The organism is Amycolatopsis sp. NPDC004772, from assembly GCF_053601215.1.
In genome coordinates this window covers 107,658-132,767 of sequence record NZ_JBSGBK010000005.1, presented here as the reverse complement: position 1 = coordinate 132,767, position 25,110 = coordinate 107,658, and the positions used below count along the sequence as shown (strand labels likewise).

The following is a 25,110-nucleotide window of genomic DNA, read 5'->3' as shown; positions in this document are numbered from 1 at the left end:
AACCTACCGGGTCTGGGGGAGGAGCCCGGGCGGTGCGAACAGCGGGTAGGTGACGAGCACGCCGCCGGCGGTGCGGACGACCGAGGCGGGCCGGAAGAGGTCGCGCTGGCCGGCGTAGAAGGCGGCGGTTTCGTCTTCGCGGTTCTGGAGGAGGACCCGGCGGCGCGGCTGCCCGGCAGCGTCCTCACCGGGGATCTCGGGGAAGGCCGCGATGTCGACGGGCTGGATGGCGGCGAGCGCGGCGATCGTCGCGATGAGCCGCGGATCGGCACAGCCGTCCCGCAACACGGCGGCGGCCCCGGGGGAGGAGGTGACCCGGGCGGACGCGGCCAGCGCTTCGCCGGCGTGGGCCCGGGCGGACGTTTCCGGCGGAGCGGCGGGATCGGGCGGCGGCAGGCCCAGCCGCCAGACGGTGACCCGCGTGCCACCGTCGCCGAAGACGGCGGTGGGGCCGGCGCCGACGAGGGCGCCGTCCAGGGCGGGGAAGTGGTGCCGGAGGGAGGGGGCATCGCTGCCGAAGACGGCCCACTCGGCGGGCGGGCAGGCGACGGAGCAGGAGGCGGGCGGGGCGAGCAGCCCGGTCGGCCAGCCGGTGTCGGCGAGTTCGGCCCAGGCGGCGTCGTCGACGAGGAGCCGGGAGCCGGAAGCGTTGGCGTGCAACCACTCCCGGGCGGAGGAGAGGGGACTGCCCCGGTCGACGCTGGGCCGGAGGGCAGGATAGCCGAGGCCCCAGCTGACGCCGAGCGCGATGACGAGGACGGCGCCGGCGAGGACGGGAACGGCCCGCCGCCGGGTGGCACGGCCGTGCCGGGGGACGGCAGCGGGGGAGGTTTCGGGCCGGCTCGGGTGGGCGTGAGTGGCTGGTGGGGTGTCGGCTTGGCCGGGCCAGTCGGCGGCCTTGAGGTGCGGTGCGGGGGTTGCCGGTGGGGTGTCGGTTTGGCCGGGCCAGTCCGCGGCCTCGCGGTGCGGCGTCGGGGTGGCCGGTGCGGTCTCCGGCGGTCGGCCTGCGCTGCCGTGGCGGGCCCGGATGAGCGCGTGGGCGAGGCCTCCCAGCGTTGTTGTGGCATGGTTTCGGGTGGCGGCCCGGCCGTGGCGGGCCGGAGAACGGCGGCGGGTTGCTGCCTGGGCCACTCCCGCCAGCAGCACCGGGGTCACCGGCACCAGCAACGCCAGCACCGCCGTGTCCGGCACCCCCGGCACGAGCAGCGTCGCCGCCAGCATCGACCCCGTTGCCGCCAGCGGGCGCACCGAGCGGACCGCCAGCGCCGCCGCCAGGCCGGCCAGCGACAGGGCCGCCCACACCGGGTCCAACGCCGCCCAGTCGGCCACCGAGGGGCGGGTCGCCGCCGCCAGGTGGGGGCGCAGCGCCGAGGCCGCCGGGCCGAACGCGATGCCCAGCCCCAAGTTCAGCAGCACCACCACCAGTGCCGCCCGCACCGGTGCGCGCCGCACCAGGAGCCAGCCCGCCGCCGGCAGGAAGAACAGGGCCAGCGGGGACGTCAGCACCGCCGCCAGCAGGCACACCGCCGCCGCGATGTCGTGGCGGATGCGGGCGCGGCGGCGGGTGATCAGGACCAGCGCCCCCAGTGCCCACACGACCGCCAGGTGCTCCACCACGACCAGCCGCTGCAACCCCAGCGCCAGCGGGGAGGCCGCCGGCAGCAGGACCGCCGCCGCCGCGGCCCAGCGGGTCAAGCCGAGGCGGCGGGCCAGCAGCCACGTCAGCACCGCGATGGCCAGCGCCGCGACCAGCACCGTCTCGCGGACCGCGGCCAGCGCCGTGGCCGAGCGGCCGAAGGCGTCCGAGACCATCGTGGCCGCCGCCAGCTGCAGCCAGCCGAAGGGACTCACCCCCGCGCCACCCGCGTCCGCGAACGACGTCAGGTTGCCGAGCGCGTAGGCGTGGGCGACCGTCGCCGCCTCCGTGGGCAGGGCCGGCTCGGGCGCGGCGAGGTAGAGGACGCGCAGCCCGCCGGCCAGCGCCAGCAGCGCGAGCACGATGTCGAGCGACAGCAACCGGTGCGCGGCGGGGACCGGGCGGTGCTGGACCATTGCACGGATCGTAGCGGGTGCCGCGAACCCGGGACCACGGACCGGTCGGTCGCCGGAAAACCGTTGCCCGGCAAAGTTATCTTCGACTGTCCGCAGTGGAGCCGGAGAGCGTCCGGGTCAGCGCGAGCGCGACCGTCCGGACGGCCGGGGCGACCCGTTCGGTCCGCATCCGGTTGGCCCAGCCGGAGATCGACACCGCCGCCACCGCGACCCCGCCGGCGTCCAGCAGCGGACTGGCCGCGCACACCACGCCGACGCCGGATTCCTCGCGCTCCAAGGCGATCCCGTCCTCGCGGACGCGGGTGAGCTGACGGCGGAGCAGGCCGGGTGCGGTGATCGTCCGCGCGCTCATCCGCGGCAGCCCGGCCTCGATCACCTGGTTCACCACCGCTTCCGGGGAAAACGCCAGGATCGCCTTGCCGACGCCGGTGGCGTGCGCGGGGAACCGGCCGCCGATGCGCGAGGGCAGCGTCGGCGCGTCCGGGCCGCGGAGCACGTCGAGGTACACCACTTCGGTGCCTTCGAGGATCGCCAGGTGCACCGTGTTTCGGGTGGCTTCGCGCAGGTCGGCCAGGTACGGCCGGGCGGCCTCGACCAGCCCGCGCCGCGGCGAGGCGAGCTGGCCGATCTCGAACAGGCGCAGCCCGAGCCGCACCGCGCCGGCGTCGCGTTCGAGCAGCCCGGTCTCGGTCAGGTGCCCGACGAGCCGGTGCACGGTCGTCTTCGCCAGCCCGGTCCGGCGGGCCAGCTCGGAGACGCCGAGCGTCTCGTCACCCGGCCGGAAGGCTTCCAGGAGCGCGGCGAGCCGGGCCGCGACCAGGCCGTCGCCGCTCACGCCGTCGTTCCGCCCAGCGGTACGCATGGGTTGAGTGTGCCCGATCGGCCACGCGAGTGTCAGCAGCAGGAGGTGGGTCAGTGACCGTCGGCGCCGAGGACGAGTTTCACGCAGTGGGCGACGAGCCGCTCGCGCGAAACCTTCAGCGAGCCGTCGAGGTAGGCGATGAACACGTTGCTCAGCGCGCCGACCAGCCCGACGGCGACCATCCGGCGTTCGGTCTCGTCGCCGTGGGACAGCTGCTCGCCGACGAGGGCGGCGAATACCGGCAGCAGGTGCAGGCCGCGGCGGGTCAGCGCGGGGTCGGTCAGCGGTGCGAGCAGCAGGACCCGGCCCTTGCGGGGGTCGTCGACGATCAGCTCGACGAACGCGCGCACGGCGTGCTCCGCGCGCGACACCGGCGTGGGCGCGTCCCGCACCGCGTCGACGAGCGCCTGCCGCGCCTCTTCGCCGACGTGCTCGTACACGGCCGCGACGAGCTCTTCGCGGTCGGCGAAGCTTTCGTAGAAGTAGCGCTCGGTCAACTTCGCGTGCCGGCACACCGCTCGGACGCTCGTGCCGGTCGAGCCTTCGGTGCCCAGCAGCTCCAGGCCCGCGGCCACCAGCTGCTCGCGCCGGAGCGCCTTCCGGTCGTCCAGCGTCGTGCCCGCCCAGGTCCGGCCCGGCATCACAGCTCCTCGGTTGACTACAACTGTTGTCAGATCCTAGCCTGACAACAGCCGTAGTCAGTTTCGACGCGACGAGGAGTGTGCCGATGACCCCCGAGCCACTGGGCCCCGACTCGCTGACCTGGAAGTACTTCGGCGACTGGCGCGGCCTGCTCATCGGCCTGTGGGCCGGCTCCATGCAGAACATGCACCCCGGCCTCGGTGCCGGCGTCGAGCAGCACTCGCGGTTCTTCGAAGAGCGCTGGCAGCGGCTGTTCCGCTCGCTCTACCCGATCGGCGGCGTGGTCTACGACGGCCCGCGTGCCCACGCGACCGCCCTCGAAGTCCGCGGCTACCACGACCGCATCAAGGGCGTCGACGCGCAGGGCCGCCGCTACCACGCGCTCGACCCCGGCACCTACTACTGGGCGCACGCGACCTTCTTCGTCAGCACCATCCTCATCGCCGACCACTTCATGGGCGGCATCGGCGAAACCGAGAAGCGGCAGCTGTTCGACGAGCACGTCCGCTGGTGGCGGATGTACGACCTGACCATGCGGCCGGTGCCGGAGAGCTGGGAGGACTTCCAGCGCTACTGGAAGCACATGTGCACCGAGGTCCTCGAGTACAACAAGGCCACCCGGGACGTCCTCGACATCCGCGGGCTCGGCAAACCGCCGTTCCTGCCGTGGCTGCCGGACGCGCTGTGGCGGCCGGCCCAGCGGGTGATCGCCCGCAGCTTCGTCTGGCTCACGATCGGCCTCTACGACCGCGAGATCCGCGACCTGCTCGGCTTCCGCTGGACCGAGCGCGACGCCCGGCGGCACCGGCGGTTCGGCCGGCTCGTCAACGCCGTCTTCAAGCTCGTCCCGCACGACCGCCGCTACCACCCGCGAGCCCGCGCCGGGTGGCGCCGCGAGCGCGGACAGGTGGCTCCGGACGCGCCCTTGGTCGAAACTCCACCCAGGAACCTGCCGCCGCTGTCCGAGCGGGGCAAGCCCGAGCACTACGCGCCGAACGTCCGTCGAAACACCTAGGAGGCATTCGTGAAGCTGGGATTCCACGTCGGGTACTGGCAGAGCGGCCCGACGCCGGGTGCGCTGGAAGCCGTCCTCAAGGCCGAGGCGCTCGGCTTCGACTCGGTGTGGACGGCGGAGGCGTACGGCTCGGACGCCTTCACGCCGCTGGCCTGGTACGGCGCTTCCACCAGCCGCATCCGGCTGGGCACGAACATCGTCCAGATGGCCGCGCGGACGCCGACGGCGACGGCGATGAGCGCGCTGACCCTCGACCACCTCTCCGGCGGCCGGATGGTGCTCGGGCTCGGCGCGTCCGGCCCGCAGGTCGTCGAGGGCTGGTACGGCCAGCCGTACCCGAAACCCCTGGCGAGGACGCGCGAGTACGTCGACATCGTCCGGCAGGTGATCGCCCGCGAGGCACCGGTGACCCTCGACGGCGAGCACTTCCAGCTGCCCTATCAGGGCGGCACCGGGCTCGGCAAGCCGCTGAAGCCGACCGTGCACCCGCTGCGCAAGGACATCCCGATCCACCTGGCCGCCGAAGGCCCCAAGAACGTGGCGCTGGCGGCGGAGATCGCCGACGGCTGGCTGCCGCTGTTCTTCTCGCCCAAGAGCAACGACTTCTACAAGGCCGCGCTCGAAGAAGGCTTCTCGCGGCCGGGCGCGCGGCACACCTTCGCCACGTTCGAGGTGCCCTGCTCGCTGCCGGTGATCGTGCACGACGACGTCGAGGAGGCGGCGGGCTGGATCAAGCCCTCGCTGGCGTTGTACATCGGCGGGATGGGCGCCAAGAGCGTCAACTTCCACCACGACGTCTACGCGCGGCTCGGCTACGGCGACGTCGCCGACGAGGTCCAGGAGCTCTTCCTGGCCGGCAAGAAGGCGGAGGCGGCCGCCGCCATCCCGACCTCGCTGGTCGAGGACACCTCGCTGATCGGTCCGCCGGAGAAGATCCGCGACGAGCTGAAGGCCTGGGAGGACACCGTGGTCACCCAGCTGCTGCTGCGCGGGGACGCCGCGACGCTGGAGAAGATCGCCCGCGCCCTGGGCTGACCGGCGGGTCGCTCCGTGCGCCAGGTCACGACGATGGCACGATTCCCCTCGACCCCTACCGGGTGTCCGCCGAGATCGAATACTCATGCGGGCACCCGGTAAGCCTTCGAGGAGGACCATGGCGACGCTGTCCGGCCGGACGAGGTTCCGCTATTCGCTCGGCTCCTTCGTCACCGGGTCCTTCGGCACGGTCCCGGGCCTGGTCCTGGTGAAGTACCTGACCGACACGATGGCCGTGCCCGCGGGCTGGGCGGCGGCGATCGTGTTCGTGCCCAAGGCCTGGGACGTGCTGTTCAACCCGATCGCGGGCCGGCTGTCGGACGCCGACCTGCTCAAGACCGGCAGCCGGCGGCGCTTCCTGCTGATCGGCGGCATCGGCGTGGCGATCCTGTTCGCGGCGATGTTCGCCCACCCCGGCTTCGGCGACCCGCTGCCGGACGCGCTGTACGTGGCGATCACGTTCGCCGCCTGCGCCACGGCGTACGCGCTGTTCCAGGTGCCGTTCAACGCGCTGCCCGCCGAGCTGACCGAGTCGGCGGCCGAGCGCACGAAGCTCACCAGCGTCCGGATCGGCGTGCTGGCCGTGACGATCCTGGTCTGCGGCGGGGGCGCCCCGGCGATCACCGCCGGGATCGAGGGGGTCGCCGGGTACCGGATCATGGCCGTGGTGATCGGGCTGATCGTGCTGGCCGCGACGCTGCTGGTCTACTTCGGCCTCAAGGACGCGCCGGTTGGCTCGCTGCGGCCGAACACGGTGAACCTGAAGGAGCTCGTCCGCACGCTCGCCGGCTGGCGGCCGTTCCGCTGGCTGCTCGGCACGTACTTCATCCAGGCGCTCGGCATCGGCACGGTGCTCGCCGCGATCCCGTTCTTCGCCGAGCGCATCCTCGGCGACGACGCCTACGGCACGATCCTGTTCGTCATCTTCGTCGGCCCGGCGCTGGTCACCATGCCGCTGTGGCCGCGGCTGGGCGAGCGGGTCGGCAAGCTCAACGGCTTCCGCCTGGCGACGGCGGCGTTCGCGGTCGGGCTGCTGGGGCTGGTGTTCGCCCAGTCGATCCCGCTGGTCGTCTCGTTCGTCTTCGTGGCCCTCTGCGGCGTCGGGTACGCCGGGATCTCGGTGTTCCCGCTGGCGATCCTGCCGGACCTGATCACCGCCGAAGAGGACCGCACCGGGGAGACCCGCGCGGGGATCGCGGCGGGGGTGTGGACCGCGGGGGAGACGCTCGGGCTGGCCTTCGGCGGCGGGCTCTGGGCGCTGATCCTGGCGTTCGGCGGGTACGTGTCCAGCACGGACGCCACGGCGTTCCAGCCGCACAGCGCGATCGTGGCGATCCTCGTCGGGGCGTCGGTCATCCCGGGCGTGCTGATCGCGCTGGCCCTGCCGCTGCTGCGGCGCTCGGTCCTGGAGCCGCGCCATGAGCCGGCCTGAGGACGTCCTCGCGCGGTTGCGCGAGCTGCGCGCGGGCGACCTGCCGACGCACGGCGGCCGGACCCTGGCCTACGTCTACGACAGCGGGCTGTCCGAAGTGGACTCCCTGGGCGCGGCGGCGCACGCGCTGGCGTCGTCGGCCAACGGCCTGGACCCGACGGCGTTCCCGAGCCTGCTGAAGATGGAGAACGACCTCGTCGCCGCGGCGGCCGCGTTGCTCGGCTCGGTGCCGGGAGTGGTCGGCTCGGTGACCTCCGGCGGGACCGAATCGTGCCTGCTGGCGGTGCTGGCGGCCCGGGACGCGCACCCCTCGGTGGCCGCGCCCTCGATCGTGCTCCCGACCACCGCGCACGCGGCGTTCCACAAGGCGGCCCACCTGTTCGGGCTGCGGCGCGTCGACGTCCCGGTCGACCCGGTGACCTTCCGCGCCGACCCGGCGGCGATGGCCGCGGCGATCGACGACTCGACGGTCCTGGTCGTGGCGAGTGCGCCGTCGTACGCCCACGGCGTGCTCGACCCGATCGCCCCGATCGCGGCCGCGGCGCTCGAGCGCGGCGTCCGGATGCACGTCGACGCGTGCATCGGCGGCTGGGTCCTGCCGTACTTCGCCCGGCTCGGCGCGGACGTCCCGCCGTTCGACTTCCGCGTCCCCGGCGTCACGAGCATCTCGGTGGACCTGCACAAGTACGCGTACTGCCCGAAGGGGACATCGGTGCTGCTGCACGCTTCGGCGGAGCTGCGGCGCACGCACTACTTCGCGAGCGCGGCCTGGCCGGGGTACACGATGCTGAACACGACGATCCAGAGCACCCGCTCGGGCGGCCCGCCGGCGGCGGCGTGGGCGGTGGTGCACCACCTCGGTGCCGAGGGCTACCTCGAGCTGGCGTCCGCCGCGCGCGAGGCGACTGCGCGGATCCGCTCGGGTATCGCGGAGGTACCGGGCCTGCGGGTCCTGGGCAACCCGGTGTCGACCCTGATCGCGTTCACCGGCGACGACGGCTTCGACCTGTTCACGGTGGCCGACGAGATGAAGGTGCGCGGCTGGTACGTGCAGCCGCAGTTCGCTCACCTGGCGTCGCCGCCGAACCTGCACCTGACGGTGACGGCGGCCAACCGCGGCAGCGAGAAGGAGTTCCTGACCGACCTGGCGGCATCGGTGGCCGCGGCGCGCGCCGCCGGGCCGGTGGTCGTGGACCCCGCCGTGGCCGAGTTCGTCGCGGCCCTCGACCCGGCGACGCTGACGTCGGAGCAGTTCGCGGGCCTCCTCGCCGCGGCCGGCCTCGGCGGTGGTGCGGGTCTGCCGGACCGGATGGCGCCGATCAACGCGCTCCTCGCCACGGCACCGGCGCCGTTGCGGGAGCGGCTGCTGCTGGAGTTCCTGGGCGCGCTCTACACCCCGTAGGAGGCTTTCGGCATGAACGCCGTGCTCGCCAGCCTCATCGCGGTCGGCGGGACGCTGGCCGGATCGGGTCTCACCTACCTGTTCGGCCGGCTCACCGCGCGGCGGGCGGAGAGAACAGCCCGCGAAGAACGTCTCCGCCAGGAACGGATCGCGGCCTGCGCGGCGTTCGCGGGATCGATGACCGAGCTCCGGCAGAAGGTGATCTCCCTCTGGCTGCTGCGGCAGCGGGACCCGGACGGCACGGACACCAGGGCCGCCTACACGGAAGCGGACCGGAGCGGGGCCGCGGCCGACCACGCCCGGTTCGCGCTCCGGCTGCTCACCGAGGATCCCGACCTCCTCCGCCTCGCCGACTCGGCGTTCGAACCGATCAGTGCCCTCCGCCACAGCGCGGAGCGCGCCGCGCTGAGGGAACACGAGGACCGCCTCGAGGACATCCTGAACGCGTTCGTCCAGGCCGCCGGGCGCCGGTTCCGGTGACCCGCGGCCTCACTGGTTCCGCGAAGCCAGCCCGGCGGGTGCCGACTTGACCGCCGCGTGAATGGCGTCGGCCAGCGCCAAGGCGTCCTCTTCGGTCAGTTCCACGGCCACCCGTGCCGAGGCACCCAAGGCCGGGTTGCGGAAGTCGATGTTCACCGTGTGCGCGTACGGGGCGTGGACCGGGTGGTCGACGTACACCGTGCCCTCGTTCAACCGGAACCAGCCGCGGGCGCCCTTGCCGCTGCCTTCGAGCGCGAACTTCTCCGTCAGGTAAGTGCACATTTGGGGGTTCCTCTCAGGCGGTCAGCGTGCGGGCGTAGAAGTCGAGAATCCGTTCCCAGCCGTCCTTGGCGGCTTCGGGGCGGTAGCTCGGGCGGTCGACGGCGAAGAACGCGTGGCCGGCGTCCGCGTACGTGTGGAACTCGTGCTTCTTGCCGTGCTTCTCCAGCTCCGCGGCCAGCACCGCCACCTCGTCGGAACTCGGGAACTGGTCGTCCGCACCGAAGATGCCCAGCAGCGGGCAGGACAGCTGCGGCGTCAGGCCGAGCAGCGGCTTCATCTGCTTCAGCGTCTCCGGCGGGTCGTTGACGACGAACGCGCCGTAGCAGTCCACCGCCGCGTCGAGGTCGAGGGAGCAGGCCGACAGGAACGCGTGGCGGCCACCCGAACAGTGCCCGATGACGCCGATGCGGCCGTTCGCGTTCTCCAGCGCGCGCAGGTAGTCCGCCGCGCCCGAGACGTCGCCGACCAGGCGGTCGTCGGGGACGCCGCCCGCCGCGCGGACCGTGGCCGCCGCGTCGTCGGGGTCCGCGCCCGGCGCCTCTCGCGTGTACAGGTTCGGGCAGAGCGCGTTGTAGCCCTCGACGGCGAAGCGGCGCACCATCTCCTTCGTCGGTCCGTCGTAGCCGGGCAGGTGGTGGATCACCACGACGCCGCCGCGCGGGGTGTCGTCGGTCGGTTTGGCCAGGTACGCCTCGAGTTCGTCGCCGCCGTGGCCGGTGATGGTGACGGTTCCGGCGATGATCTCGTCGGTCATCGGGTCTCCTTCGCTCGTTCGGGGGTGTGGACGAACTTCGCGCCGCGGGAGGCGGAAGCGATCGCGGCGACGACGGCCATCGCCGCGGCCGCGGTGAACACGACCACCAGGCCGTGGTGGAACGGGCCGGACACCAGCTGCGGGAAGAACGAGCCGCCGGTGAGGGTGGCCCGGTCGGCCGGGGCGAGCCCGGCCAGGACGTCCGGGCCGAGCAGGTGCCCGACCGGGTTGCTGCCGAGGAACGCGGCGAACAGCGTGCTCACCGGCGGCAGCTGGGCGACGCCGTCGGCGACCGGGGCCGGGACGCCGTGGGCCTGCAGCCCGCCGGTCAGCGTCTGCGGCAGCGACGCCGCCAGCCCGGCGATCATCAGCGAGAAGAACACGCCGATCGACAGCGACGTCCCGGAGTTCTGGAACGTCGCCCGCATGCCGGAGGCGACGCCGCGCTGCTCGGTCGGGACGCTGCTCATGATCGCCGAGGTGTTGGGCGCGGCGAACATGCCCTGGCCGATGCCGCTCAGCACGAGCAGCGCCGCGAACGCCGGGTACGGGAAGTCCACCGGCAGGGCCAGCAGGCCGAGGAACGCCGCGGCGACCAGGAGCAGGCCGCCGGTGGCCAGCGGCCGGGCGCCGAAGCGGTCGGACAGGTACCCGGACACCGGCCCGGCGATCAGGAACCCGACGGTCAGCGGCAACATGTGGATGCCCGCCCACAGCGGCGTCTGCTCGTAGTCGTAGCCGTGCAGCGGCAGCCAGATCCCCTGCAGCCAGATGATGAGCATGAACTGCATGCCACCACGCGCGACCGAAGTCAGCAACGCGGCGATGTTGCCGGCGGCGAACGCGCGGATCCGGAACAGGCCGAGCTGGAACATCGGCGCGGCGACACGCGTCTCGATGACGCCGAACAGCAGGAGCAGCAGCACGCCGGCGCCGATCCCGCCGAGCACCCACGGGTTGCCCCAGCCCGTGGCCGCGCCGCCGTGGGGCTGGATGCCGTAGGTGATCGCGGCCAGCACCAGCGCGGTCCCGGCCGCGAAGGTGACGTTGCCGCCCCAGTCGACCTTCGCCCGCTGCGGCGTCCCGACCTCGCGGAGGCTGCGGATCGACCAGATCGTGCCGAGCAGGCCGAACGGGACGCTGACCCAGAACACCGCGCGCCAGTCGATCTCGGCCAGGAGCCCGCCGACGACCAGGCCGAGGAACTGCCCGGCGAGTGCGGTGATCTGGTTGACGCCCAGCGCCATCCCGCGCTGCTCGGCGGGGAAGGCGTCGGTGAGGATGGCCGCCGAGTTCGCCGTCAGCATCGAGCCGCCGACGGCCTGCACGACCCGCCAGCCGATCAGCCAGAGCGCCCCGGCACCGGCGTGGAACGGGTCGAAGGACAGGGCGACCGACGCGGCGCTGAACACGACGAAGCCGATGTTGTACATCTTGACCCGGCCGAACATGTCGCCGAGCCGCCCCAGCGTCACCACCAGCACGGCCTGCACCAGCAGGTAGCCGAGGATCATCCAGAGCAGGTAGCCGATGTTGCCCGCGGCGAGCGGGTCGAGCCCGATGCCGCGGAAGATGGCCGGCAGCGAGATGATGACGATCGAGCCGTCGAGCGCGGACATCAGCACGCCGAGCGTGGTGTTCGACAGCGCGACCCACTTGTAGCTCACAGCTCGTCCGCCAGCCGCTCGATCAGCGGGATGGCCGCGATCAGCTCGCGCTGCTCGGCCGCGGTGAACTTCCCGGCGAGCGCGGCCGCCATCCGCCGGGTGGTCTGCGACCGCCGGTCGGTGAGCAGCTTGACGCCGGTTTCGGTGACCGACATGAGGACCTTTCGGCCGTCGGAGTCGTCCTTGCGCCGCTCGACCAGCCCGCGCTCGACCAGCCCGGCCAGGGTGACGCCCATGGCCTGCGGTTTGACGCGTTCGAGGTCGGCCAGGCAGCCCGGGGTGGCCGGGCCGTCGCGGTCGAGCCGGGACAGGACCGAGCGTTCGGGCAGGGTCGGTTCGCCGGCGACGTAGCTCTGGCGCAGCCGCCGGACCAGCCGCCCGAGCGCGACGCGCAGGTCGGCGCTCGCCTGGAGGAGCTCCTCGTCCGTCACGATCGTCAACCTAGACTGATAAACCTGGGTTGATCAACTCGGACTTCGGTGCCGCTATCGGGTGAGCCGGGAGGTTTCGCCGCGATTCCGGTGTTACCGTCCGAAATGGACACACCCCGGAAGGACCGCCGATGACCACCCTGCACGTCGAGCACGCCGGCCACGACCACGTCCACCGCGAAGGCTGCGGCCACGCGACGATCCCGCACGGCGACCACGTCGACTACGTGCACGACGGCCACCTGCACCGCGCCCACGACGGCCACTTCGACGAGCACTAGCCAGGCGGAACTCGCGTGATCGAGCCCGGAACTCGCGTGATTGAAGCCGGAACTCGCGAGTTACGGCTCTGATCACGCGAGTTACGGCTCTGATCACGCGAGTTCCGGGTTCAGTGCACGTGGACCGGGTCCCACTCCGGGAACGGGTCCGGGCCGGTCGCGTCGCCGAGGCAGCTGTCCAGAGCGGCGAGCAGCGCGTCGCCGGCGAGGTCGACGCCGATGAACACCAGCTCCTGCCGCGGCTCGGCCGCGACGCCCTGGGGCTCGAAGCGTGCCACCGTGCCCGCCTGGGACCACAGCCCGGTCACCCCGGGCCGGGACGCCAGCGTGAAGAACCCCTTCGACCGCAGCACCGTCCCGAACTCGCCGGAGTCCAGCCGCCGGGTCACGAAGTCCCACAGCGCCGCCGGGTCGAACGGCCGCGCGGCGCGGAACACCACGCTGGAGATCCCGTACTCCTCCGTCTCCGGGACGTGGTCGCCGTTCAGCTCGGCCACCCAGCCCGGGGCCTCCTGCGCCCGGACGGCGTCGTACCGGCCCGTCCCGAACACCCGCTCCGGCGGCACCTGCGCGAAGGCACCCGTGACGACGTCGGCGGCCGGGTTCAGCCGCCGCAGCACCGCCACGAGCCGATCGACGTCGGGGGCCAGGTCGGTCTTGTTCAGCAGCAGGACGTCGGCGAACTCGATCTGGTCCACCAGCAGGTCGCTCACCGTCCGCTCGTCACCGGCGTACTGGTCGAGCCGGCGCTCCGCCAGGGAGTCGCCGGCCGCCAGCTCGCGGGCGAAGTTCGCCGCGTCCACCACCGTCACCATCGTGTCGAGGTGGGCGACCGCCTCCAGGAAGGTGAACGTCGCCGCCACCGGCATCGGCTCGGAGATGCCGCTCGACTCGATGAGCACGTGGTCGAAGCGGCCGCCGGAGCACAGCGCCGCGACCTCCTCCAGGAGGTCCTCCCGCAGGGTGCAGCAGATGCACCCGTTGGTCAGCTCGACCAGCCGCTCCTGCGAGCGGACCAGCGCGGCGTCGATGTTCACTTCGCTCATGTCGTTGACGATCACCGCGACCCGCAGGCCGGCCCGGTTGCCCAGGATGTGGTTGAGCAGCGTCGTCTTGCCCGCGCCGAGGAAGCCGGACAGGACGGTGACCGGGACGCTCACCGCGTGTGGAAGTGCTTCATCAGCCGGCGTGGGACCAGCTGTACCTTGCCGTCGACCGTGATCGGCACCAGGTCCGGCACGGCGGCCTTCCACTGCGACCGCCGGGACCGCGTGTTGCTGCGCGAGGTCTTCCGTTTGGGCACGGCCATCAGCGGGTGCCTCGCTTCCCGTAGCGGCGGTGGAACTTCTCGACCTGGCCGGCGCTGTCCATGATCCGCTGGGTGCCGGTCCAGAACGGGTGCGACCACGCGCTGATGTCGACCACGACCAGCGGGTAGGTGCGGCCGTCGGACCATTCGATCGTCTTGTCGGAGGTGATCGTGGAGCGGGTCAGGAACGCGTCCCCGGTGGCCGAGTCCTTGAACACCACGGGGTGGTAGCCGGGGTGGATTCCGGTCTTCATCGTTCTTCCTTTCGGTTCGCCGCGGAGTGCCGCGCCGGGTCGGGTTCGGTGTCCTCGCACGGTTCCTCGTGCCAGTCGCCGAACGGGTCGGGGTAGTGCGCCCAGGCTTCCGGTCCGGCCGCGAGCTCTTCGTCGGTCAGTAGAGCGCCGCGCAGGGCCGCGTCGATCTCGTCCGGCGTTGTCTGGTCGGTCACCACGACGAGTTCCTGAGCGCGGTCACCGTGCACCGGGTCCCAGCGCAGGGACGCCAGCGTCCGCCGCTCGGGGGAGACGTCCGTCCACTTCGGACCGTCAGGCGACGCGAGCCACGGTCCGGCGTGGCCGAGGCCCAGCCCGCCGCCGGCCGACTCGATCCAGAACGCGACGTCGGGCCGGCTGGCCACCCACGCGCGCCCGCGGGTGCGCACGACGCCGTCGAGCAGCACGTCGAGGGCGTCGTGCAGGCGCGCGGGGTGGAACGGCCGCCGCGCGGTGAAGGTCAGCAGGGCGATGCCGCAGTCGTCGTGCCACGGCGGTTCGCCGCGCAGCAGCGCGCCGTGCATGTCGGTCACCTCGCCGCGGCGGGCGTTCGCCGGGACGGCGTCGAGCACGCCCGCGCCGTCGATCCGGGCCAGCTCGACCCGGGGGATCGACGGCGCCACCCGGTCGAGCACCGCGGACGCCTTCGCGGCGCTCCACGCGTCGGTGGCCGCGCCGGCCAGCACCAGGACGTCGGCGAACTCCACCTGGGCCAGCGCGACCTGGGCGACCGTCCGCTCGTCCTCGGGGCTGCCCTGCAGGTTCCGGTCGGCCAGCTCGTCGTCACCGGTCGCGTCGGCCAGCCAGGTCGCGCAGTCGACCACGGTCAGGACGGCCCGCAGGTCGACGTCCTCGCTCACCGGCCGGTCGCCGACCAGGACGTTCCGGATCGCCCAGCTCACCGGCTCCGGCTCCATCGCTTCGTCGAGCCGGACGACGATCCGGGTCACCTCCGGGCGCCGGGCCAGCCGCCGCAGCAGCGGGAGCAGGTCCTCCCGCAGGGTGCAGGACACGCAGCCGTGGGCCAGTTCGAGCACGGTCAGCTCGTCGCGCTCGCCCAGCCGCAGCCGGCGGCGGACGACGCCGGAGTGGATCTCGCGCAGGTCGTGGTGGACGACGGCGGTGCCGGGCCCGGCCGCGCGCAGCAGCTCGGCGAGCGCGGCGTTCGGTCCGGCGACCAGACCGCTCACGAGGACGAGCGGGACGCGGGGGTGGTGGGTCACAGGTGCTCCAGGAATGCGGGCGGGGTACGGTGCGCTACAGTAACTGAAAACGAAAACCACTATCAACTCGGGAGGGCCTTTGTCCGCCGTGTGCCAGGTCACCGGCCGCAAGCCGGGCTACGGCAAGCAGGTCTCGCACTCCCACCGCCGCACGTCCCGGCGGTGGGAGCCGAACCTGCAGAACCGGCGCTACTTCGTGCCGAGCGAAGGCCGCTGGGTGCGGCTGCGCGTGTCCGCCAAGGGCATGAAGACGATCGACAAGCGCGGCATCGAGGCCGTCGTCGCCGAATTGAAGGCGAAGGGGGTGAAGCTGTAATGGCGAAGAGCACCGACGTCCGGCCGATCATCAAGCTGCGGTCCACCGCGGGCACCGGCTACACGTACGTCACCAAGAAGAACCGCCGCAACGACCCGGACCGGATGGTCCTGCGCAAGTACGACCCGGTCGCGCGCAAGCACGTCGAGTTCAAGGAAGAGCGCTGATGGCCAAGAAGTCGAAGATCGCGAAGAACGAGCAGCGGAAGGTGATCGCCGCGCGGTACGTCGAACGCCGCCGCGCGCTGAAGGCCGTCATCGCCTCGCCCGCGTCGCCGCCGGAGGAGAAGGCGAACGCGGTCGTCGCGCTGCAGAAGCTGCCGCGCGACGCGAGCCCGACGCGGATCCGCAACCGGGACGCCGCGGACGGCCGTCCGCGGGGGTACCTGCGGAAGTTCGGGCTGTCGCGGGTGAAGATGCGCGACGCCGCGCACCGCGGTGAGCTGCCCGGCGTCGCGAAGTCGAGCTGGTGAGCCGGATGCCGAAGCCGCCCCGCGACCGCCCGGGCAAGCGCAAGGTGAACCTGTTGCACGCCAACAAGATCACCCACGTCGACTGGAAGGACGTCGACCTGCTGCGGAAGTTCGTCTCCGACCGCGGCAAGATCCGCGCCCGCCGGGTGACGGGATTGACGCCGCAGCAACAGAAACAGGTCGCCACGGCGATCAAGAACGCGCGCGAAATGGCCCTGTTGCCGTATCCGTCCGCGGGCCGCGCGAGCTAAATCGGATGCGCGAAGCCGGGTGGCGCGCGATCATGGGCGTAAGAAAGGGGGCGTCGCAGGAGGATGTCCTGACGCACAGGAGGTCCACGCTTGCACGCCCAGCTCACGGTCACGCCCGCCCGGCTGCCCGAGCTCCTGCTCACCACCGCCGTCGTGCGGCCGGTGTTCCTCTGGGGCGCGCCCGGGATCGGGAAGTCCTCGCTGGTGCGCGACTTCGCCGCGTCGCTGGGCCTGGACTGCGTTTCGCTGCTGGGCACCCAGCTCGCCCCCGAAGACCTGATCGGCGTCCCGCAGATCACCGGCGGCCGCAGCCGGTTCTGCCCGCCGGAGCAGATCGCCCGCGACGAGCCGTACTGCCTGTTCCTCGACGAGCTGAACGCCGCCGCACCCGACGTCCAGAAGGCGTTCTACTCGCTCATCCTCGACCGCCGCATCGGCTCCTACGAGCTGCCGGCGGGCTCGGTCGTGATCGGCGCCGGCAACCGCGCCACCGACCAGGCCCTGGCCCGGCCGATGGCCTCGGCCCTGGTCAACCGCCTGGTGCACGTCCACCTGCGGGCCGCGCCGGGCGACTGGCTCGCCTGGGCCGCCGGGAACGGCATCCACCCGTGGGTGATCGAGTACCTGACCCAGCGCCCGGACCACCTGTGGAGCCCGCCGCCGAAGACCGAGGAGCCGTTCTCCACGCCGCGGTCCTGGCACATGCTCTCGGACCTCCTGCACTCCGCGGGCGACCCGGCCGACGACGAGACGATCGCGCTGCTGGCGTACGCGACCCTCACCCCGGCCCACGCCGGCGCCTTCCGCGCGTACCTCAAGGTCGCCCGGCACGCCTTCGACCTCGAGGCGATCCTCAAGGGCGACGCGCGCTGGCCCGCCGAGCCGGCCGACCGCGACCTGCTCTACTTCCTCGCCGAGACGTTCCGCGCGCGGCTGGTCAAGGACCTGCCCGCGGACAAGCGGCACGCCTCGGCCGCCGTGCGCCAGTTCGCCTTCCGCGCGAAGAGCCTCCTGGTCGAGCTGGCCGAAGTCTCCCTCGAGATGGCCCAGCTGGTCATCGCCGACGACGAAGCCGGGAACCCGCGGCTGCCGTCGTGGTTCCTGGTCGAGGCGGCCCGTGACCTGCCGCGGCTGGTGGCGGCGCGGGCATGAGCAACGCCCGCGCCGAGGCCCAGCGCCGCGAACGCCGGAACAAGGCGATCGCCGACGGCTGGGCGCAGGTCCGCTCGCACACCGTCCTCGAGCACCTCGGCCGGGGTGCGAGCCTGAGCACCGAGAGCACCGGCGCCGGCTGGGCCGTCGTCAGCGACCGCGGGACGATCACGCCGAACCGCGCCCGCGACGCCGAGGCGGGCGAGTGGGCGTGGGTGTTCGCGCACCTGCTGCTGCACCTCGGCCTCGGCCACCTCGACGAAGACCGGCTCGCCGAGGCGGAAGCGGTCACGCCGGGCCGCGAAGTCGACCCGGTCTACGCCGCCGCGTGCTGCGTCGCCGTCCACCGGTTCGCGGAGGCGGTGCGGGTCGGGACCGCGGTGCTGGACCTGCCCGAACTCCCGGGCACCGAGGAGGCGGCCCTGACCCGCGCCTGGCGGGAAACCGGCGTCCCGGCGCCGTTCGCCGACCTGGGCACCGGCCGGCCGTGCCTGGTGCTCGGCGAGCCGATGTCCCGCTGGCAGCGGCAGTACCAGGGCAAGCCGACGCCCTGGACCGAGCGGTTCGCCCGCGGCCTGATCGCCTCGGCCACCGAGGCCATGGAACGCGCCGCCGACGCGCGCGGCCGGACCCGCCACCGGCGGGCCACGGGGGAGTGGGACCGCGCGCTGTCCTGGTTCGTCTCGTCGTTCCCGCTGCTCGGCGCGGTCGCGGCCGGGTTCACCCTGGTCGTCGACGCCGAGGTGGTCCGTGCCTGGGACATCTCCCTGGCCGCGGTCGACGCCGAGCACGGCGAGATCTACGTCAACCCGGCCGCCGACCTGACCGCCGAGGAGTGGCGGTTCGTGCTGGCCCACGAGATGCTGCACGCGGCGCTGCGGCACGACCGGCGGGCCCTGGGCCGCGAGCCCTACCTCTGGAACGTCGCCTGCGACTACGTCGTCAACGGCTGGCTCGTCGCGATGGGCGTGGGCGAGCTGCCCCACGGCAGCCTGCACGACCAGCAGCTCACCGGGATGTCCGCGGAATCGGTGTACGACACGCTGACCACCGACATCCGGCGGGCCCGGAAGCTGGTGACCCTGGGCTCGCGCGAGGCCGGGGACGTGCTCGGCGACTGGCTGTCCGCACCGGACGCGGTCCGGCGCCGCTCCTCCCGCCGGGACGCGCGGCCGGCGCCGTGGGACGACCGCACCCGGGGCGTCGACCTCGACGAGTTCTACCGCCGGGCGCTCACCCAGGGCCTGGAGTACCACCGCGCGCAGGGTCGCGGGCTGCTGCCGGCCGGGCTGGAGCAGGAGATCCGGGCTCTCGACCACCCGCCGCTGCCGTGGGACGCGCAGCTGGCCCGCTGGTTCGACGAGCACGTCCGGGTGGAGCTGCCGGTGCGCAGCTACGCGCGGGCGTCGCGCCGCCAGTCCTCGACGCCGGACATCCCACGCCCGGGCCGCGTCCGGCCGGACCGCCTCGACCGGCGCGTCACCTTCGGCGTGGTGCTGGACACCTCGGGGTCGATGAACGCGGAGCTGCTCGGCAAGGCGCTGGGCGCGATCGCGTCGTACGCGCTGGCCCGGGACGTCCCGGCGGCGCGCGTGGTGTTCTGCGACGCCGTCGCCTACGACGCCGGCTACCTCGCGGTCGAGGACATCGCGGGCCGGGTCAAGGTCCGCGGGCGCGGCGGGACGATCCTGCAGCCCGGCGTCGACCTCCTGCAGCGGGCCGCGGACTTCCCGGCGGACGGGCCGATCCTGATCATCACCGACGCGCAGTGCGACCACGTCCGGCCGCGGCGGGAGCACGCCTACCTGGTGCCGCGGGGTGCGCGGCTGCCGTTCGCAGCCCGCGGGCCGGTCTTCCGCGTGGCATGACCCACGCTGGGCTGGCGCGCGGCTCCCGGCCCAATAAACTCCGGCGCATGGACGACCCGCACTACCTCTCCGGCCTGCAGCTGAGCGGCCGCCGCGTCGTGCTGATCGGCGGCGGTTCCGTGGCCCAGCGCCGGCTGCCCCGGCTGATCAGCGCGGGCGCCCGCGTCGAACTGGTGTCGCCGCACACGACGCCGTCGGTGCAGGGGATGGTGGACGCGGGCGAGCTCGTCTGGCACGAACGGCGTTACGAGGAAGGCGACCTCCGCGACGCCTGGTACGCGCTGGCCTGCACGGACGACCCCGACGTGAACGCCGCCGTCTGCGCCGAAGCCGAGCGGGAGCGGGTGTTCTGCGTCCGCGCCGACGAAGGCGAGTCCGGTTCGGCCGTGACTCCGGCGTCCGGACGGCACGGCGGCCTGCTGTTCGGGGTGCTCTCCGGCGGCGAGCCGCTGCGCTCGGCGGCGGTCCGCGACTCGATGCTCGACGGCCTGCACAACGGCACGATCGAAGACGGCCGCCGTCCGCACCCCGAGGGCACCCTGCCCGGCGTGGCGCTGGTCGGCGGCGGCCCGGGCGACCCGGAGCTGATCACGGTCCGCGGCCGGCGGCTGCTTTCGCGCGCGGACGTCGTCGTGGTGGACCGGTTGGCGCCCCGCGAGCTGCTCGACGAGCTCGCGCCCGAGGTCGAGATCGTCGACGCCGCGAAGATCCCCTACGGCCGCGCGGCCAGCCAGGACGTCATCAACAGCACGCTGATCGAGCGCGCCAAGGAGGGCAAGTTCGTCGTCCGCCTCAAGGGCGGCGACCCGTACCTGTTCGGCCGCGGCTTCGAAGAGGTGCTGGCCTGCGCCGAGGCGGGCGTCCCGGTCACGATGGTCCCGGGCATCACGAGCGCGTTCGCGGTCCCGGCGGTCGCGGACGTCCCGGTCACCCACCGCGGCGTCGCGCACGAAGTCGTGGTGGTCTCCGGTCACGTCGCCCCCGGCGACGACCGGTCCCTGGTGGACTGGGAGCTCCTGGCCCGTATGCGCGGCACGATCGTCCTGATGATGGGCGTCGAGCGCCTCCCGCAGTTCGCGAAGGCGTTGTTGGACGGCGGCCGCCCGGCCGACACCCCGGTCGCGATCATCGAGGACGGCACGATGCGCACCCAGCGCTCTCTCCGCTCCACTTTGGACACGGTGGTCACCGACGCGGCCGCCTCCGCAGTCCGCCCGCCCGCGGTCATCGTGATCGGCCCGGTGGCCGGCCTCGCCCCGGTGTCCTGACGCCACTTCCGCGTGACTGGGGCCGGAACTCGCGTGACTGGGGCCGTGACTCGTGTGATCGGGGCCGGAACTCGCGTGATTGAAGCCGGAACCCGCGAGTTACGCGCCCAATCACGCGAGTTACGTGCTCAATCACGCGAGATCCGGCTTTGATCACGTGAGATCGGGGGAACGCAACCGGCGGGCGGCGGTGAGGATTGCGTCGGCGACGTCGGGGAGGGGGCGGGTGGCGTCGATGATCGTGGCGCCGGGGTGGTGGTAGGCGTTGTCGGCGAGGGCCGCGGCCAGCTCCTCGGGGTGCTTGCCGAAGCTGTTCGACGTGCGGGTGAGGAGCCGGTGGCGGAGCGTGTCTTCGTCGATCACCAGGCAGATCACGAGGTCGAACAGGTCCCGCACGTCCTGGTGGTTCTCGGGGCAGCCGCAGAAGAACGCGACCCCGCCGGCCGTCCGGGCCGCCAGGGCCTCGACCTTCGCACGGCTGATCCGCCACCCGAAGCGGTCGAGCCAGCCCGCCGGCACCGGGTCGGGCGGGTCGGTGACGACTTCGCCGCTCGCCCGGTCCGCCCAGTGGTGATAACCCTCGTTGTCCGCGTCGACCGCGAGCTCGCCGCGCTCCTTCAGGAGCGCGCAGACCGCCGACTTGCCGGCCCCCGCGTTGCCGGTCACCCACACCAGAGGCATGTCAGTTCTCGTAGCAGCTCGCGGCGAAATCCCGGATCGCGTCCGACAACCGGGTCGGGTCGAACCGCAGCTCGACCGGGCTGCGGGCCTGGACGAACTCCGCGTCCGGCATGTCGACGGCCAAGGTGTCCGCGTCGCCGAACGGGTGGATCGGATCGCCCTGGTGACCGATCACCAGCGCGCGCGTCGAGATCTTGCGGCGCACCGACTTCGGCGGCGCGATCCGGCCGAACAGCACCCCGTGCAGCAGTGCCGCCATCGGGGCCGGACGCTGGGAGAGCGTGTCCGTGACGACGTCGACCCACTGGTTTCCGTGCGGGACCGCCGACGCCGCCAGCGCCACCGCCTGCACGGTGAACGGCAGGAACCGGGCCGCCATCAGCAGCGGTGCGAAGGTGACCAGCCCGGCGACGATCGCGTTGTCCAGCACCGGCATCTCGACGATCAGCCCCCGCGCCCGCGCGGGTGCCTGCACCGCCACCTCCAGGGAGACGTTCGCGCCCAGTGACGTCCCGCCGATGACGGCGGAGTCCACCTCGAGGTGATCGAGCAGGGCCAGGGTCTGCTCGGCGAAGGACGGCATCGAGTACAGCCACGACTCGGTCGGCCGGTCGGAGTCGCCGTGGCCGAGCAGGTCGAGGGTGATCACCCGGAAGCCCGCGCGGGCCAGCCGGCGGGCGAGCGGCGCGTGCATCCGGCGGGTCAGCATGATCCCGTGGGTGAGCACGACGACCTTGTCGCCGCTGCCGAACTCGGTGTACCAGAGCCGGTGGCCCTCGTGGTCGAACGAGCCGGTTAGCTCGATCGGGCGGGAGGCCCGCCGGACCGGCGCGGACGGGGGTTCGGACTCGATCGCGGTCGCGCTGGCCGGGCTCATGTCCCACCGTCCTCCCCGTGTCGGTGCCGGTTCTTCCAGGAAAGCATCCCCCGGCCGGGCCGGCACAGTGACCCGGGAGGGCAATTGACAAGGTGCCAATGGCGGGTGCCTGCGGGCATGGGTCAAGATGACCCCATGACCGCTACTGCTGACAGTCTGCCCGACCTGGTGTCCCTCAAGGTCGACGTCGCCGGCCATGTGGCCGAAGTGACGCTTCTCGGCCCCTCCAAGGGCAACGCGATGGGCCCGGACTTCTGGCGCGAGCTGCCCCTGGTCTTCCGCGCGCTGGACGCCGACCCGCAGGTCAGGGCCGTGGTGCTGACCGGCAGCGGCAAGCACTTCTCCTACGGCCTCGACCTGCCCGCGATGATGGGCGACTGGGCGCCGATGCTGGGCGGGGACAACCTGGCCGGCCCGCGGACGGCGTTCCTCGACCAGGTCCGGTCGCTGCAGGCGGCGGTCAGCTCGATCGCGGAATGCCGCAAACCGGTCGTCGCGGCCGTTTCGGGCTGGTGCATCGGCGGCGGGGTCGACGTCGTCGCGGCCGCCGACGTCCGCCTGGCCAGCGCCGACGCCAAGTTCAGCGTCCGCGAGGTGCGCGTCGCCATCGTCGCCGACCTCGGCAGCCTCCAGCGGCTCGCCTCGATCATCGGCGAGGGGCACCTGCGCGAGCTTGCCCTCACCGGCAAGGACATCGACGCCGCCCGCGCCGAGAAGATCGGCCTGGTCAACGACGTCCACCCGGACCAGGAGGCGCTGCTGACGGCCGCCCGCGAACTCGCCGGCGAGATCGCTGCGAACCCGCCGCTGGTGGTGCAGGGTACGAAGCAGGTACTGGCGGCGAATACCGAGCGCCAGGTCGCCGACGGCCTCCGGTACGTCGCGGCGTGGAACTCGGCGTTCCTGCCCAGCAAGGACCTCGGCGAGGCGGTCCAGGCCTTCCTGGAACGCCGCGCGCCGGAGTTCCAGGGCGAGTAGAAGGAGGCAGCGTGAGCGTCCACCACGCGTTCCGCGTCGCGCGGGACTACCTGCAGGCCCACCGCGAGGACTACGACACGGCGTACCGCGACTTCGCGTGGCCGGAGTTCGACGAGTTCAACTGGGCGATCGACTGGTTCGACGTCGTCGCGCACGACCCGGACAACGCCGAGCGGTACGCGCTGTGGATCGTCGAGGAGGACGGCCGCGAGAACCGCTGGACCTACCCCGAGATGTCCGGCCGGTCCAACCAGGTGGCGAACTGGCTGCGCTCGCTCGGCGTCCGCCGCGGCGACCGGCTCATCCTCATGCTGGGCAACCAGGGCGAGCTGTGGGAGACGATCCTCGCCGCGATCAAGCTCGGCGCGGTGATCATCCCGGCCTCGACGCTGCTCGGGCCGGCCGACCTGACCGACCGCGTGGAGCGCGGCGCGGCGAAGCACGTCGTCGTCCGCTCGGTCGACGCGCCGAAGTTCGCCGGCATCGAGGGCGGCTACACGCGGATCGCGGTGGGGGAGCCGGTCGAGGGCTGGCACGCGTACTCGGCCGCGTCCGCCGAGTCCCCGGAGTTCACCCCGGACGGCCCGACCAAGGCCGGCGACCCGCTGCTGCTGTACTTCACCTCCGGCACGACCGCGAAGCCGAAGCTGGTGCAGCACACGCACGTCTCGTACCCGGTGGGCCACCTGTCCACGATGTACTGGATCGGCCTGGAACCCGGCGACGTCCACCTGAACATCTCCTCGCCCGGCTGGGCGAAGCACGCGTGGAGCAACTTCTTCGCGCCCTGGAACGCCGAGGCGACGGTGTTCCTCTACAACTACAGCCGCTTCGACGCGGGCGCGCTGATGGCGCAGATGGACCGCTGCGCCGTCACCAGCTTCTGCGCGCCGCCGACGGTGTGGCGGATGCTCATCCAGGCCGACCTGACCGCGCTGAAGACGCCGCCGCGCAAGGTGGTGGGTGCCGGGGAGCCGCTGAACCCCGAGGTGATCGACCAGGTCGAGAAGGCGTGGGGCGTCACCATCCGCGACGGCTTCGGCCAGACCGAAAGCAGCGTCCAGATCGCGAACACGCCGGGCCAGGACGTCGTGCCCGGCTCGATGGGCCGCCCGCTGCCGGGGTTCGTGGTGGCGCTGGTCGACCCGGTCAGCGGCGAACGCGCCGCCGAGGGCGAGATCTGCCTGGACCTCGCGCACCGGCCGGTGGGCCTGATGACCGGTTACGCCGGCGACGACGAGCGCACGTCGACGGCCTTCGCCGGCGGCTTCTACCACACGGGGGACGTCGGTTCGATCGACGAACGCGGCTACATCACCTACGTCGGGCGCACCGACGACGTGTTCAAGGCGTCGGACTACCGGATCTCGCCGTTCGAGCTGGAGAGCGTCCTGATCGAGCACGAGGCGGTGGCCGAGGCCGCGGTCGTCCCGGCCCCCGACCCGATCCGGCTCGCGGTGCCCAAGGCGTACGTCGTGCTGGCTGCGGGCTTCTCGCCGGACGCCGGGACCGCGCGGTCGATCCTGGCGTACTGCCGCGAGCACCTGGCGCCGTACAAGCGCATCCGGCGGCTGGAGTTCGCGGAGCTGCCGAAGACGATCTCGGGCAAGATCCGCCGGGTCGAGCTGCGGGGCCGCGAGAGCGACCCGGCGCGGGGTGCGGGGACCGAGTTCCGCGAGGAGGACTTCCCGGACCTCAAGTCCTGAGGGCTCAGCCGCGAGTGCCCTCGACCTGGCGGCCGTCCTCGGTCGAGCACGCCGTCACGGGGTCGTTCGCGCCGCTGCCGCACGTCCACTCGTCGAGGACGACCGGGCCCGGGCCGTCGGCGTCGTTCGCCTCGGCCGGGGTCAGCTTCGCGAAGTAGTCCGTGAGCAGCTTCGTCGCCGCAGCGCAGTCGACCTTGCCGTGCGCGACGACGGCCGTCTTCGCGCCACCCGTGCCGGTGACGTCGCCGCAGGGCACGCCGGGGGCCGTCGACCCCGCGGCGGCCGCCGCGGCGGGCACCGGCGCCTCGGAGGAGGGCGCGGCGGGCGCCGGGTCGCTGCCGCAGCCGGCCAGCACGGTGGCCGCGGCGACGAGCAGCAGGGGGTAGGCGAGTGTCTTCATGG

At 72.8% G+C, this 25,110-nt stretch carries 29 protein-coding genes; 15 read left to right on the top strand and 14 right to left on the bottom strand.

The window, feature by feature from the left end:
- Window positions 1-3 precede the first annotated feature (3 nt).
- From ACWEF6_RS05265 to ACWEF6_RS05255, 3 genes are all read right to left on the bottom strand, one after another.
- On the bottom strand, window positions 4-2,052 hold the full coding sequence (locus ACWEF6_RS05265) for a glycosyl transferase (protein ID WP_449681748.1): 2,049 nt from the start codon (window positions 2,050-2,052) through the stop codon (window positions 4-6).
- Between the two features lie 76 nt (window positions 2,053-2,128).
- Window positions 2,129-2,914, bottom strand: a complete 786-nt coding sequence (locus tag ACWEF6_RS05260) for an IclR family transcriptional regulator (RefSeq protein WP_310973052.1) — start codon at window positions 2,912-2,914, stop codon at window positions 2,129-2,131.
- A gap of 50 nt (window positions 2,915-2,964) precedes the next feature.
- Window positions 2,965-3,555, bottom strand: a complete 591-nt coding sequence (locus ACWEF6_RS05255) for a TetR/AcrR family transcriptional regulator (protein WP_449681747.1) — start codon at window positions 3,553-3,555, stop codon at window positions 2,965-2,967.
- 86 nt (window positions 3,556-3,641) lie between these two features.
- On the opposite strand from ACWEF6_RS05255, the gene ACWEF6_RS05250 reads away from it, so the two are divergent.
- The 5 genes from ACWEF6_RS05250 to ACWEF6_RS05230 all read left to right on the top strand — a co-directional run bounded on the left by ACWEF6_RS05250 (window position 3,642) and on the right by ACWEF6_RS05230 (window position 8,920).
- Window positions 3,642-4,571, top strand: a complete 930-nt coding sequence (locus ACWEF6_RS05250; protein ID WP_449681746.1) for an oxygenase MpaB family protein — start codon at window positions 3,642-3,644, stop codon at window positions 4,569-4,571.
- Window positions 4,572-4,580: 9 nt separating this feature from the next.
- Window positions 4,581-5,606 carry an LLM class F420-dependent oxidoreductase gene (locus ACWEF6_RS05245; protein WP_449681745.1) on the top strand — a complete coding sequence of 342 codons (1,026 nt, stop codon included), beginning with the start codon at window positions 4,581-4,583 and terminating at the stop codon, window positions 5,604-5,606.
- Between the two features lie 118 nt (window positions 5,607-5,724).
- The gene (locus ACWEF6_RS05240) at window positions 5,725-7,038 is read left to right on the top strand and encodes an MFS transporter (protein ID WP_449681744.1); all 1,314 of its coding nucleotides are present in this window, start codon (window positions 5,725-5,727) and stop codon (window positions 7,036-7,038) included.
- Window positions 7,025-8,440, top strand: a complete 1,416-nt coding sequence (locus ACWEF6_RS05235) for a pyridoxal phosphate-dependent decarboxylase family protein (RefSeq protein WP_449681743.1) — start codon at window positions 7,025-7,027, stop codon at window positions 8,438-8,440. The genes ACWEF6_RS05240 and ACWEF6_RS05235 overlap by 14 nt, the downstream gene beginning before the upstream one ends.
- Window positions 8,441-8,452: 12 nt before the next feature.
- On the top strand, window positions 8,453-8,920 hold the full coding sequence (locus ACWEF6_RS05230; protein ID WP_449681742.1) for a hypothetical protein: 468 nt from the start codon (window positions 8,453-8,455) through the stop codon (window positions 8,918-8,920).
- 9 nt (window positions 8,921-8,929) lie between these two features.
- Here ACWEF6_RS05230 and ACWEF6_RS05225 read toward each other — a convergent pair whose 3' ends face one another.
- The 4 genes from ACWEF6_RS05225 to ACWEF6_RS05210 are packed head-to-tail and all read right to left on the bottom strand — an operon-like array spanning window position 8,930 to window position 12,054.
- Complete coding sequence (locus tag ACWEF6_RS05225) at window positions 8,930-9,202, bottom strand: DUF6295 family protein (protein WP_013226838.1); 273 nt, start codon at window positions 9,200-9,202, stop codon at window positions 8,930-8,932.
- A gap of 13 nt (window positions 9,203-9,215) precedes the next feature.
- Window positions 9,216-9,956: a dienelactone hydrolase family protein gene (locus tag ACWEF6_RS05220; protein WP_449681741.1), complete on the bottom strand. Its 741-nt coding sequence runs from the start codon at window positions 9,954-9,956 to the stop codon at window positions 9,216-9,218.
- Window positions 9,953-11,623 (bottom strand): MFS transporter, encoded by a 1,671-nt coding sequence (locus ACWEF6_RS05215; RefSeq protein ID WP_449681740.1) that lies wholly within the window; start codon window positions 11,621-11,623, stop codon window positions 9,953-9,955. The genes ACWEF6_RS05220 and ACWEF6_RS05215 overlap by 4 nt, the downstream gene beginning before the upstream one ends.
- The gene (locus ACWEF6_RS05210) at window positions 11,620-12,054 is read right to left on the bottom strand and encodes a MarR family winged helix-turn-helix transcriptional regulator (RefSeq protein ID WP_310973044.1); all 435 of its coding nucleotides are present in this window, start codon (window positions 12,052-12,054) and stop codon (window positions 11,620-11,622) included. Before ACWEF6_RS05210 ends, ACWEF6_RS05215 begins: the two co-directional genes overlap by 4 nt.
- A gap of 131 nt (window positions 12,055-12,185) precedes the next feature.
- Between ACWEF6_RS05210 and ACWEF6_RS05205 the strand changes: the two genes are divergently transcribed.
- Window positions 12,186-12,335 carry a hypothetical protein gene (locus ACWEF6_RS05205; protein ID WP_449681804.1) on the top strand — a complete coding sequence of 50 codons (150 nt, stop codon included), beginning with the start codon at window positions 12,186-12,188 and terminating at the stop codon, window positions 12,333-12,335.
- Between the two features lie 110 nt (window positions 12,336-12,445).
- Here the strand turns inward: ACWEF6_RS05205 and ACWEF6_RS05200 are convergent, their stop codons facing one another.
- From ACWEF6_RS05200 to mrf, 4 genes are read right to left on the bottom strand one after another with little or no spacing between them, the layout of a single operon-like run.
- Window positions 12,446-13,495, bottom strand: a complete 1,050-nt coding sequence (locus tag ACWEF6_RS05200) for a GTP-binding protein (RefSeq protein ID WP_449681739.1) — start codon at window positions 13,493-13,495, stop codon at window positions 12,446-12,448.
- Window positions 13,492-13,644 (bottom strand): 50S ribosomal protein L32, encoded by a 153-nt coding sequence (rpmF, locus tag ACWEF6_RS05195; protein WP_449681738.1) that lies wholly within the window; start codon window positions 13,642-13,644, stop codon window positions 13,492-13,494. Before rpmF ends, ACWEF6_RS05200 begins: the two co-directional genes overlap by 4 nt.
- Window positions 13,644-13,898: a type B 50S ribosomal protein L31 gene (locus tag ACWEF6_RS05190; RefSeq protein WP_449681737.1), complete on the bottom strand. Its 255-nt coding sequence runs from the start codon at window positions 13,896-13,898 to the stop codon at window positions 13,644-13,646. Before ACWEF6_RS05190 ends, rpmF begins: the two co-directional genes overlap by 1 nt.
- Window positions 13,895-15,139, bottom strand: a complete 1,245-nt coding sequence (gene mrf / locus ACWEF6_RS05185) for a ribosome hibernation factor-recruiting GTPase MRF (protein ID WP_449681736.1) — start codon at window positions 15,137-15,139, stop codon at window positions 13,895-13,897. The genes ACWEF6_RS05190 and mrf overlap by 4 nt, the downstream gene beginning before the upstream one ends.
- 79 nt (window positions 15,140-15,218) lie before the next feature.
- Between mrf and rpmB the strand changes: the two genes are divergently transcribed.
- From rpmB to cobA, 7 genes are all read left to right on the top strand, one after another.
- Entirely contained in the window at window positions 15,219-15,455 is a 237-nt protein-coding gene (rpmB, locus tag ACWEF6_RS05180; protein ID WP_003091680.1) for a 50S ribosomal protein L28, read from the top strand.
- Window positions 15,455-15,622 (top strand): 50S ribosomal protein L33, encoded by a 168-nt coding sequence (gene rpmG, locus ACWEF6_RS05175; protein ID WP_003091682.1) that lies wholly within the window; start codon window positions 15,455-15,457, stop codon window positions 15,620-15,622. The genes rpmB and rpmG overlap by 1 nt, the downstream gene beginning before the upstream one ends.
- Window positions 15,622-15,927 carry a 30S ribosomal protein S14 gene (gene rpsN, locus ACWEF6_RS05170; RefSeq protein ID WP_449681735.1) on the top strand — a complete coding sequence of 102 codons (306 nt, stop codon included), beginning with the start codon at window positions 15,622-15,624 and terminating at the stop codon, window positions 15,925-15,927. Before rpmG ends, rpsN begins: the two co-directional genes overlap by 1 nt.
- Complete coding sequence (gene rpsR, locus ACWEF6_RS05165) at window positions 15,924-16,178, top strand: 30S ribosomal protein S18 (protein WP_449681734.1); 255 nt, start codon at window positions 15,924-15,926, stop codon at window positions 16,176-16,178. The genes rpsN and rpsR overlap by 4 nt, the downstream gene beginning before the upstream one ends.
- A 90-nt stretch (window positions 16,179-16,268) precedes the next feature.
- Window positions 16,269-17,330: an ATP-binding protein gene (locus tag ACWEF6_RS05160; protein WP_449681733.1), complete on the top strand. Its 1,062-nt coding sequence runs from the start codon at window positions 16,269-16,271 to the stop codon at window positions 17,328-17,330.
- On the top strand, window positions 17,327-19,198 hold the full coding sequence (locus tag ACWEF6_RS05155; RefSeq protein WP_449681732.1) for a vWA domain-containing protein: 1,872 nt from the start codon (window positions 17,327-17,329) through the stop codon (window positions 19,196-19,198). Before ACWEF6_RS05160 ends, ACWEF6_RS05155 begins: the two co-directional genes overlap by 4 nt.
- A 47-nt stretch (window positions 19,199-19,245) precedes the next feature.
- Window positions 19,246-20,466, top strand: coding sequence for a uroporphyrinogen-III C-methyltransferase (gene cobA / locus ACWEF6_RS05150; protein ID WP_449681731.1), 1,221 nt, complete (start codon window positions 19,246-19,248; stop codon window positions 20,464-20,466).
- Window positions 20,467-20,619: 153 nt separating this feature from the next.
- Here cobA and ACWEF6_RS05145 read toward each other — a convergent pair whose 3' ends face one another.
- Window positions 20,620-21,147 carry an AAA family ATPase gene (locus ACWEF6_RS05145; protein ID WP_449681730.1) on the bottom strand — a complete coding sequence of 176 codons (528 nt, stop codon included), beginning with the start codon at window positions 21,145-21,147 and terminating at the stop codon, window positions 20,620-20,622.
- A 1-nt stretch (window position 21,148) separates the two neighbouring features.
- Entirely contained in the window at window positions 21,149-22,024 is an 876-nt protein-coding gene (locus ACWEF6_RS05140; protein ID WP_449681729.1) for an alpha/beta fold hydrolase, read from the bottom strand.
- Between the two features lie 135 nt (window positions 22,025-22,159).
- Here ACWEF6_RS05140 and ACWEF6_RS05135 point away from each other — a divergent pair, with 135 nt between their 5' ends.
- Window positions 22,160-23,002, top strand: a complete 843-nt coding sequence (locus tag ACWEF6_RS05135; protein ID WP_449681728.1) for a crotonase/enoyl-CoA hydratase family protein — start codon at window positions 22,160-22,162, stop codon at window positions 23,000-23,002.
- 11 nt (window positions 23,003-23,013) lie between these two features.
- On the top strand, window positions 23,014-24,708 hold the full coding sequence (locus tag ACWEF6_RS05130; protein WP_449681727.1) for an AMP-binding protein: 1,695 nt from the start codon (window positions 23,014-23,016) through the stop codon (window positions 24,706-24,708).
- A 4-nt stretch (window positions 24,709-24,712) separates the two neighbouring features.
- Here ACWEF6_RS05130 and ACWEF6_RS05125 read toward each other — a convergent pair whose 3' ends face one another.
- On the bottom strand, window positions 24,713-25,108 hold the full coding sequence (locus ACWEF6_RS05125; RefSeq protein ID WP_449681726.1) for a hypothetical protein: 396 nt from the start codon (window positions 25,106-25,108) through the stop codon (window positions 24,713-24,715).
- Between the last annotated feature and the right edge of the window lie 2 nt (window positions 25,109-25,110).

Coding starts and splice junctions, on each gene's coding strand:
- ACWEF6_RS05255 (WP_449681747.1), bottom strand. CDS start 3,555: ATGCCGGGCCGGACCTGGGCGGGCACGACGCTGGACGACCGGAAGGCG.
- ACWEF6_RS05220 (WP_449681741.1), bottom strand. CDS start 9,956: ATGACCGACGAGATCATCGCCGGAACCGTCACCATCACCGGCCACGGC.
- ACWEF6_RS05155 (WP_449681732.1), top strand. CDS start 17,327: ATGAGCAACGCCCGCGCCGAGGCCCAGCGCCGCGAACGCCGGAACAAG.
- ACWEF6_RS05230 (WP_449681742.1), top strand. CDS start 8,453: ATGAACGCCGTGCTCGCCAGCCTCATCGCGGTCGGCGGGACGCTGGCC.
- rpmF (WP_449681738.1), bottom strand. CDS start 13,644: ATGGCCGTGCCCAAACGGAAGACCTCGCGCAGCAACACGCGGTCCCGG.
- ACWEF6_RS05250 (WP_449681746.1), top strand. CDS start 3,642: ATGACCCCCGAGCCACTGGGCCCCGACTCGCTGACCTGGAAGTACTTC.
- ACWEF6_RS05260 (WP_310973052.1), bottom strand. CDS start 2,914: ATGCGTACCGCTGGGCGGAACGACGGCGTGAGCGGCGACGGCCTGGTC.
- ACWEF6_RS05225 (WP_013226838.1), bottom strand. CDS start 9,202: ATGTGCACTTACCTGACGGAGAAGTTCGCGCTCGAAGGCAGCGGCAAG.
- rpmG (WP_003091682.1), top strand. CDS start 15,455: ATGGCGAAGAGCACCGACGTCCGGCCGATCATCAAGCTGCGGTCCACC.
- ACWEF6_RS05135 (WP_449681728.1), top strand. CDS start 22,160: ATGACCGCTACTGCTGACAGTCTGCCCGACCTGGTGTCCCTCAAGGTC.
- rpsN (WP_449681735.1), top strand. CDS start 15,622: ATGGCCAAGAAGTCGAAGATCGCGAAGAACGAGCAGCGGAAGGTGATC.
- ACWEF6_RS05190 (WP_449681737.1), bottom strand. CDS start 13,898: ATGAAGACCGGAATCCACCCCGGCTACCACCCCGTGGTGTTCAAGGAC.
- ACWEF6_RS05240 (WP_449681744.1), top strand. CDS start 5,725: ATGGCGACGCTGTCCGGCCGGACGAGGTTCCGCTATTCGCTCGGCTCC.
- ACWEF6_RS05205 (WP_449681804.1), top strand. CDS start 12,186: ATGACCACCCTGCACGTCGAGCACGCCGGCCACGACCACGTCCACCGC.
- ACWEF6_RS05140 (WP_449681729.1), bottom strand. CDS start 22,024: ATGAGCCCGGCCAGCGCGACCGCGATCGAGTCCGAACCCCCGTCCGCG.
- ACWEF6_RS05145 (WP_449681730.1), bottom strand. CDS start 21,147: ATGCCTCTGGTGTGGGTGACCGGCAACGCGGGGGCCGGCAAGTCGGCG.
- ACWEF6_RS05235 (WP_449681743.1), top strand. CDS start 7,025: ATGAGCCGGCCTGAGGACGTCCTCGCGCGGTTGCGCGAGCTGCGCGCG.
- ACWEF6_RS05125 (WP_449681726.1), bottom strand. CDS start 25,108: ATGAAGACACTCGCCTACCCCCTGCTGCTCGTCGCCGCGGCCACCGTG.
- ACWEF6_RS05265 (WP_449681748.1), bottom strand. CDS start 2,052: ATGGTCCAGCACCGCCCGGTCCCCGCCGCGCACCGGTTGCTGTCGCTC.
- cobA (WP_449681731.1), top strand. CDS start 19,246: ATGGACGACCCGCACTACCTCTCCGGCCTGCAGCTGAGCGGCCGCCGC.